The organism is Kosakonia oryziphila (genome assembly GCF_900094795.1).
In the GTDB taxonomy this organism is placed as follows: Bacteria; Pseudomonadota; Gammaproteobacteria; order Enterobacterales; family Enterobacteriaceae; genus Kosakonia; species Kosakonia oryziphila.
The window spans coordinates 1-7,849 of sequence record NZ_FMBC01000084.1 but is presented as its reverse complement, the minus strand read 5'-3'; the positions used below and the strand labels follow the sequence as shown (position 1 = coordinate 7,849).

7 protein-coding genes and 2 pseudogenes are annotated in these 7,849 nt (G+C 47.9%); 8 read left to right on the top strand and 1 reads right to left on the bottom strand.

Translation table 11 applies throughout. The features are described 5' to 3' along the window. Window positions 1-149: 149 nt before the first annotated feature. The 7 genes from GA0061070_RS23555 to GA0061070_RS23525 all read left to right on the top strand — a co-directional run bounded on the left by GA0061070_RS23555 (window position 150) and on the right by GA0061070_RS23525 (window position 7,023). Entirely contained in the window at window positions 150-413 is a 264-nt protein-coding gene (locus GA0061070_RS23555) for a PAAR domain-containing protein (protein ID WP_090138894.1), read from the top strand. Between the two features lie 4 nt (window positions 414-417). After that, window positions 418-1,260, top strand: a complete 843-nt coding sequence (locus GA0061070_RS23550; protein WP_090138892.1) for a TagK domain-containing protein — start codon at window positions 418-420, stop codon at window positions 1,258-1,260. A gap of 17 nt (window positions 1,261-1,277) precedes the next feature. Next, window positions 1,278-2,075, top strand: coding sequence for a type VI secretion system accessory protein TagJ (locus tag GA0061070_RS23545; RefSeq protein ID WP_090138890.1), 798 nt, complete (start codon window positions 1,278-1,280; stop codon window positions 2,073-2,075). Continuing rightward, complete coding sequence (locus GA0061070_RS23540; RefSeq protein ID WP_090138888.1) at window positions 2,062-2,565, top strand: type VI secretion system baseplate subunit TssE; 504 nt, start codon at window positions 2,062-2,064, stop codon at window positions 2,563-2,565. Before GA0061070_RS23545 ends, GA0061070_RS23540 begins: the two co-directional genes overlap by 14 nt. A gap of 337 nt (window positions 2,566-2,902) precedes the next feature. Then, a complete protein-coding gene (locus GA0061070_RS23535) occupies window positions 2,903-3,448 on the top strand; it encodes a helix-turn-helix transcriptional regulator (RefSeq protein WP_244153192.1) in 546 nt (181 codons plus the stop codon). Between the two features lie 23 nt (window positions 3,449-3,471). Continuing rightward, window positions 3,472-6,363 carry an autotransporter outer membrane beta-barrel domain-containing protein gene (locus GA0061070_RS23530; RefSeq protein WP_090138884.1) on the top strand — a complete coding sequence of 964 codons (2,892 nt, stop codon included), beginning with the start codon at window positions 3,472-3,474 and terminating at the stop codon, window positions 6,361-6,363. A gap of 111 nt (window positions 6,364-6,474) precedes the next feature. Beyond that, window positions 6,475-7,023, top strand: coding sequence for a helix-turn-helix domain-containing protein (locus GA0061070_RS23525; RefSeq protein WP_090138882.1), 549 nt, complete (start codon window positions 6,475-6,477; stop codon window positions 7,021-7,023). Window positions 7,024-7,153: 130 nt separating this feature from the next. Here GA0061070_RS23525 and GA0061070_RS23520 read toward each other — a convergent pair. Next, window positions 7,154-7,402, bottom strand: a pseudogene (locus tag GA0061070_RS23520) (transposase); the annotation flags it as partial. A 180-nt stretch (window positions 7,403-7,582) separates the two neighbouring features. Between GA0061070_RS23520 and GA0061070_RS23515 the strand changes: the two are divergent. Beyond that, window positions 7,583-7,849, top strand: a pseudogene (locus GA0061070_RS23515) (transposase); the annotation flags it as partial.

Here is a 7,849-nt window from a genome sequence, read left to right as displayed (position 1 = left end):
ACGCCAACGGAGACGCCAACGGAGACACCAACGGAGACGCCAACGGAGACCCCAACGGAAACAGGCAGTGCAACGCCTGAACCTTAGTATGCAACTGGTGGCGAGAATGTTTCGCCATCATCAATCGCTTTTTCAAGGGAGAATGAAATATGCAAAATGCAGCACGTATTGGAGATGCCACCGCTCATGGTGGCGCCCTGTGTTCTGGTTCAGGGAGTGTCTATATTAATGGCATTCCCGCCGCGATGATGGGCGTCAGTATTGCGCCGTGCGCGCTATTACATGGCGCAGCGCCAGTTGCGACAGGCTCTGGCTCGGTCTTTATCAACGGTTCGCCAGCGGCAAGGCTGGGCGATGTGACCGGGTGTGGTGCGGTTATCGTGACGGGTTCTGGCGATGTCTATATAGGGTGACGCGATGAAGTTCCGTTTTGAATGGCCAACATCGCGCCAGCCCGTCACGTTGCCGGAAGGTATCACGGCAGAACAGGCTATCTCTTTGGATGTGAGCAATGGGGTCTTCGGGCCCCACAATCAGGTGCCAGAGGAACATGATGCGGTGGCGTTTTACTGGCATTTTACCCGTCCGGTCATACGGAACCTCTGTGGTAATTATATCTGCCTGTTGGATGGCGTTGAGCTTCATTATGGTGAGAGCCAACCTTTGCGCGTCGGAAGTCATCTTCAGGTGGGACACTTTAAGCTGGAAATCACCCCTGAAGATGCCAACGCGCGAGATGACCAGGGTTTTTATCCGTTAATTTGCACGGATGATGCATGGCAGGCGGAGAATAAACTTCCTGAAGTTGAAGATATTTTGCCCAACGGTGGCAGTTACATTAATGACTTGCATTACTTTAATGATGTAATTGCCCAGGGAGACAGTAAAGATGCATTAAAAATGCTTGAAATCGAATATAAACGGTTCCTTATTTGGCAAGAGCAACGCGGTCAATATTACGACAACGTCGGCAATCAAGATGCTTACATCATTAAAACCGATAACCACTTTGATAGCGTAAAAGAATGTCTGAAGGAGAAGACTTTAACGGAATGTATTGTCGATAGAACGTTTTTGATGGAAAAAGTATGGCCCGATTTTGAAAGCGGCGATGCGCTGGACGATATTTTTGCCGGAGAAGAGAAACCCGATTTACTCAAATTACTTTCACCAGAACATATTGTTGCTAAGGGAAAATATCAAGTTCCTGAACTTGTTTTCCGTGATTTTCACAAGATTGGTTTAGATTCTCACTATTAATTACAGGAGTTACAACGATGCAGGACATTACATCACTTACTAAGGCACTGAAAACCTCTTCTTTGAAAGATCTGCTCGCCCAGGTTCTTTCTCAAGTTAAAGCCTTTCCGCAAGATCTCAAAGCCAGAGAAGTGCTATTTAAATTATATTGTGTTGATGGTGCATGGGATAGCGCGTTACTGCAAATTCAGACGTTAACGCTGCTTGATGAAGGTATGCAAAAACAGTGTGAGTTATATAAAAACCTCGTATTTAGCGAAATGCAGCGCACTCAGGTTTTGTCCGGTGAGCGTCTGGCAGTAACATTACAGGGCTATATGCCACAGTGGATGGCGAAAATACACGAAGCGAATGAGCAATATTACCAGGGGAAGACTGAACTATCGGATATTACTCGTTCTGAAGCCTTCGATCTTTCACCAGAAAGTAGTGGTAGAAGTGACACCCTGGGGGAATTTAGATGGATTGCCGACAGCGATGGACGCATCGGGCCAATATGTGAATTTATTTGCGCCGGGGGATATCGTTGGTTACCCTTCGCATCCATTCAACAATTGAACGTTTCAAAACCGAAAGATCTGCTCGACCTGCTGTGGTTACAGGCTTCCGTTAAGGTTGCGGGGGAAGAATATTTCGGTTTTATTCCGGCGCGCTACCCCATCAGAACGGCTGATGAGCAGAACTATAAATTGGGTTTAAAAACAGAGTGGACCTCGCCGTCCGATCTGCTCATTCTTGGCCATGGGCGCAAAGTACTGATTACCGATTGCTGTGAGCATTCCATCATGGAGGTCGGTGAGATTGTTTTCGAATAATTCGTCAACCAGAAGAAGCCGTTATCTTCCAACTCTTCTGGAGCGGCTACAGGATGACGAGCCTAAAAGCCCTCATGATCGTGCCAGGCCTGTTGATATAAAAACGATACGCCAACTGGTTCAGAAAGATATTGCTGATTTAATTAACCATATAAATATCGAGGATACACTCGACGAGCAGCGCTATAAAGCAGTGACGGAATCGGTACTTAATTATGGTATTCCTGCACTGATTGGTAGCCAGAAAGATCGTAATAACTGGCATATTATCGAGCAAGCGGTCCGCAAGGCTATCATTCGCTTCGAGCCGCGTATTATTCCTGAAACGTTACTGGTGCGCTCATTACAGGAAGGGGAAGGCATAGCGAGACATGCCGTCATTATGTTTGAGATCCGGGGGCTGATTGACTGGCAGCCCCATCCCATTGATTTGTGTATGAATGGTCGCTACGACATGGAGTCAGAAAAAGTGGATTTGAAGCTTCTTTAAATAAGTATTAACGCTTCCAGTATATCAATTCAGTTGTGAAGTTAGGATTTATCCTCGGGCTTTTTTCCTGGTTAATTATCCTAAAATAATTCATAGCTATTACCAAAATAGATGATTTTGAATAGTATCAAGGTGAGTCTCCGTTATTAGGAAAACTCTGGCGGATCGATCCAACTATTGAATGAAGCCTTTTCCGCTGAATCGATATCTTGTTGTTTCTGTAGTGATTTGTCTTAACAGGGAATGTAACACATGGGTGTGAAATATGTTGAATATATTATTGATGGATTCTAGTTATTATCATTGCTTAGGGTTAAGAACCCTAATCTTGAGCCACTTGAAAAAAGAACATATACATGAGACACGCTTTGCGTTATCAACAGATGAAATGAGAACGGAAACCGCCAACATCATCTTCTACGATGATGTTGTGACAGTTAATGTTTTAAATAAAAAACAAATTAGTAGTAACGGCGATCCCTGGAGTAGGGGTTACAGGAAGATGGAAAAGATAACACTCCATGTTCCTTTTCTCGCCAAAAATCAAACTATCACCGATATTTCGATGAAGATTGGTAAAATATTGGCAATTGCTAATGCAGATTATCATGTTCATCTCAATAAAAAAGATGCTTACTGGAATTTTGGATTAAAGAAGTACGCTCAGCTTTCTGATGCGGAAAATGATGTCATGCTCTTAATTGGCCTTGGCTACAATAGCGATGATATCTCACGAATGTTAAACCGCTCACGAAAAACAATCTGCACCCATTATCGCAACGCTAGCCGCAAGATGGGGGCCTCAAATCAGGTTGAGTTCTATCGGTACGCTTCGTTTATCGCCCGATGTGAGTGTAATGAAAGAAACACGTTGTGTTTATAAATGGGATAGTAAAGGGTGTTATTATGGATAATGATTACAACAACCAGTGGGAGTGGCATCGTTTACTTTGCGCACTGCCAATCTATTTTATTGTTAGCAATTATGTTTTCGCAGTAAATAATGACACCATTGTCGCCGATGGTGGAAAACTCAGTTTCGAAAATTTAACGCTTGCTAATGATACAAGCGGTGCCTTTATTATTCAGGCAAAAAATGGCGCGGAATTTAATGCCAGCCAGTTGTTCCTCACCAGTACCAGTACGCGCGGTGGCGGCGCGTGGATTGACGGTAGTGTATTCAGGGGGGATAACCTGACAATTAATGTCAGCGGTAAATCAGCCAGTGGCATTTATCTCGCCAATAGCAGTTCTGCTGTTTTAAATAATATTAATATCACTGGGCAGAATAGCGCGCAGGGGCTGGTTTTGGACGGCACCTGGTCCAACACGCAAAGCTCCGCGACAGCACAGATTAGCGACAGCACCCTCGCCACTGAAAACGGTGATGCGATTCACGTCATGGCAGGCGCTCTCACGCTGACCAATACCACCGCCACAACTACCGGCGACAGTAGCTATGCGGTGAATGCCAACCAGGCGGCAACTGTCACCATCGAAGGGGGACGATACGCAACGCAAGGTAAGTACAGTGATGCGGTATGGGTCACTTCCGCCGATTCTTCTGTCAACATCAATAACGCCACGATTACTACCGCGGGTGAGCGCGCCATTGCGTTGAATGCGCAGCGTGGAACGGCGACGATTACCAATAGTACCCTCGAAGCCGCAGGGGTCAATGCGTATGCGTTGTATACCGAAAAGCAGATCACGGGCGATAAACTGATTATTACCACTCGGGGGCGCGGTGGCGCCGGGCTGTTTGCTGCCTCTGGTGGGCAGGCAAGGCTGACAAATAGCAATATCGTGACGTACGGCGAACTCGCGCCAGGGCTGGTGGCCTATCCCGGTTCGACCATCACCGCTGATAATGTGCGTGTTGAAACCATGGGTAAACATGGCTTTGGGTTGTGGAGTCGGGCAGGCCAGTTGAATGTCAGCAACAGCATTGTCACGACGGCAGGTGAGGCGGCAGCCGGGCTGTATGTGAATGGTTACTCCACGACGCTCAGCAATCGCGTATCGCTGGATAATGTGACATTGCAAAGCTCACAGGCGCAGGCGATTGAGGTCGATACAACCACACTGGCGCTCTCAATCAATGACTCTACGCTCCGCGGCGGCAACGGTCAGGTGATGACTGTCGGCCATTATGAGGACGCAGCGAATCCCACTAACAATCTTTATAGCAACGTGACCTTAACAGCGACTAACAGCCAGCTGAATGGCGACATTATCTCTACCGACGTTGGCAACATCGTGGTGGTTGATCTGGCGGCTTCGGAACTGAATGGTGCGGTGAATAACGCGACATCGCTGGCGCTGGATAGTAACAGCCGCTGGAATATGAACGGCAGTTCCGTTGTCGGCCAGTTGACCAACAACGGAACGATCGATTTTTCCAATCCCAACGCCTTCGACACCCTGACTGTAACGGGGGACTATGCCGGTAATGGCGGGACGCTGGTGATGAACAGCGTGCTGGGGGATGACGCTTCACCAGCCAATAAACTGATTGTCGGTGGTGATGTGTTAGCGGGCACGACGCGCGTTGCCATTAATAACCTGGGAGGACATGGCGCACAGACGGTTGAAGGTATTGAGATTGTGAATGTCGGCGGCACCTCTTATGGCCGCTTCGCGCAGTCTGGCCGTATTGTTGCGGGGGCTTATGATTACTCGCTGGTGCAAAAAGGAGAAAACTGGTATCTGACCAGCCAGTCAACGCCTGTTGAACCTGAACCTGAACTGACCCCGGATCCAGTGCCAGAGTCAACACTGGAACCTGAAGTTAAACCTACGGGAAAACCGTCAGTGGTTCGCCCTGAAGCAGGAAGCTACACCGCTAACCTCGCAGCGGCCAATACCCTGTTTGCGATGAGCCTGCATGACCGATTGGGGGAGCCCGCATTTGTCGATGCTTTATCAGCACAACCGGAGGTGACCAGCCTGTGGCTGCGTCAGATCGGTGGGCACAACACCTGGCGCGATGGCAGCGGTCAGTTGAGAACGCAGAGTAATCGCTATGTGGCACAGCTTGGTGGCGACCTCGCACGCTGGAGCAGCGATGGCACTGACCGCTGGCATGTCGGTTTTATGGCGGGCTACGGCAACAATCACAACTCGACTCGCAGCCAGATGAGCGGCCACCGTTCTACGGGGTCCGTGGAGGGATACAGTGTTGGCGGCTACGCTACCTGGTATGCCAGGCCTCAGGAATCGCAGGGTGCCTGGGTGGATAGTTGGCTGCTGTACAACTGGTTCAATAACAGTGTTCAGGGCGAGGGGTTGGCGAGTGAATCGTATAAATCCAGAGGCTTCACAACGTCGCTGGAGGCGGGATACACCCATAAATTATCTGAATTCAGAGGAAGCAAAGGTTCTCTGAATGAATGGTTTATCCAGCCTCAGGCGCAGGCGATATGGATGGGGGTAAAAGCGGATGATTTCCACGAAGCAAACGGTACCCGTATTCACAGCGACGGCGATGGCAACATCCGCACCCGACTGGGTATTCGTACCTTCCTGAAAGGCCACCATGCGATGGATAACGACAAGGCGCGCGAGTTCCAGCCTTTCGCTGAGATTAGCTGGATCCATAACACCCGCGACTTTGGTACGCAGATGGATGATGTGAGTATTTATCAGACTGGTGCGCGCAATCTGGGCGAAATTAAAACCGGTGTCGAAGGGCAGATTAACCCGCGGCTGAACATCTGGGGGAATGTCGGCATTCAGATAGGTAATAAAGGGTATCACGATACCACCGCGATGGCGGGCCTCAAATACCACTTTTAACATCAGTTAAGCCTCTGCCCCGGCAGGTGATGCTGGTGCTGACAGCGACAAACACCTTCGCCGGAGCAGACCTTCAAGGGAAATTATGTTCCTTTTTTTCATGGAGAGACAATGCAGCTCTTTTCTGAAGACGCGTTTTTTATTCTCGGATTTAAGTCGCTATTGGTAAAAATCAATATCTCTGAGCCGGAGAGTCTCATATTATTCGATACCGGGCAAGACTATATTTATGTGCTTGATAATAATGAGATAAAACATTTTATTTATTCCGACCCTATTTCCGCTTTTATTCTTTGCCGCCGGACATTAATGCATCGGGCGACTGAGCTAAGTATTTTCAGCAGGCTCTTATGCGGGTGGCGCTTCGGACGCTCAAGGCGACGTATTCCGACCACATTGACCACCAGTGAAGCGCTGATCATCAGAATGATTTGTTTAGGAATAAGCCAGAAGCATATTGCGACACAATTACATATCAGCGAGAAAACGGTGAGCGCCCATAAATTAAATGCACTACGTAAGCTCAGAATTAAAAATGTTGCGACTTTTTTTACCGAGTATGTCGCCTGGTATGGTTTATGGAAGCAGTATATAAGCATGCAACCAGGTGACGGTTTCAATATACCGCAGTGCAGTGTGTTGGGAAGAAGAAATCTATGACTGGATTTGTATTTAAGCGCCAGTACAGGCTGGTGCCTTATCTATCCTCTGCTTGACCTGCTCCCCGTTGATTTGATCCTACCCACGTAATGTGGATGCAGCCCTAAGCGAGGTTTTCGTTTTCAAATTGTTCCTCGTCTTTCTCCGCAAGCAGGCGTTTGAGGCGGGCAATCTCCGCAGCCTGTTCACTCTCACGCCCAGAGGACGTTGCCTGATTTTGCAGCTTACTGTGCCAGTTGTAGAGCTGAGATTCATACAGGATGAGTTCGCTGGCGGCTGCGGCAACACCAATACGTTCGGCCAGTTTAAGGGCTTTATCACGGAATTTGAGGTAACGGAAATTTTGGCGGTTCCGGTGTAGAACCCCCCATAACTCTATCAGTCATAACTATAAAGTAAGTTTTTATCTTAGTATCACTGGGATAATTATGGTATATAGGTTTGTTGTATTTTAACGTTCATAAATGAGGTTTGGTATGACAAAGTTATTAACATGTGAATCGCCACGGGTTTAACAGACACCTCAGAGTCATTTAAGATGACTTAAAGAGAGGTGCCCATGAGCGGTAAACGTTATCCCGAAGAGTTTAAAATTGAAGCAGTCAAACAGGTTATTGATCGCGGTCACTCTGTTTCCAGCGTTGCAACACGTCTCGATATCACCACCCACAGCCTTTACGCCTGGATAAAGAAGTACGGTCCGGACTCATCCACTAACAAAGAACAGTCAGATGCTCAGGCCGAGATCCGCCGACTCCAGAAGGAGTTGAAGCGGGTTACTGACGAACGGGACATATTAAAAAAAGCCGCGGCGTACTTCGCAAAG

What these genes read in the sequence shown, in the direction of transcription:
- GA0061070_RS23550 (WP_090138892.1), top strand. Translation starts at nt 418, where the DNA reads ATGAAGTTCCGTTTTGAATGGCCAACATCGCGCCAGCCCGTCACGTTG.
- GA0061070_RS23555 (WP_090138894.1), top strand. Translation starts at nt 150, where the DNA reads ATGCAAAATGCAGCACGTATTGGAGATGCCACCGCTCATGGTGGCGCC.
- GA0061070_RS23545 (WP_090138890.1), top strand. Translation starts at nt 1,278, where the DNA reads ATGCAGGACATTACATCACTTACTAAGGCACTGAAAACCTCTTCTTTG.
- GA0061070_RS23530 (WP_090138884.1), top strand. Translation starts at nt 3,472, where the DNA reads ATGGATAATGATTACAACAACCAGTGGGAGTGGCATCGTTTACTTTGC.
- GA0061070_RS23525 (WP_090138882.1), top strand. Translation starts at nt 6,475, where the DNA reads ATGCAGCTCTTTTCTGAAGACGCGTTTTTTATTCTCGGATTTAAGTCG.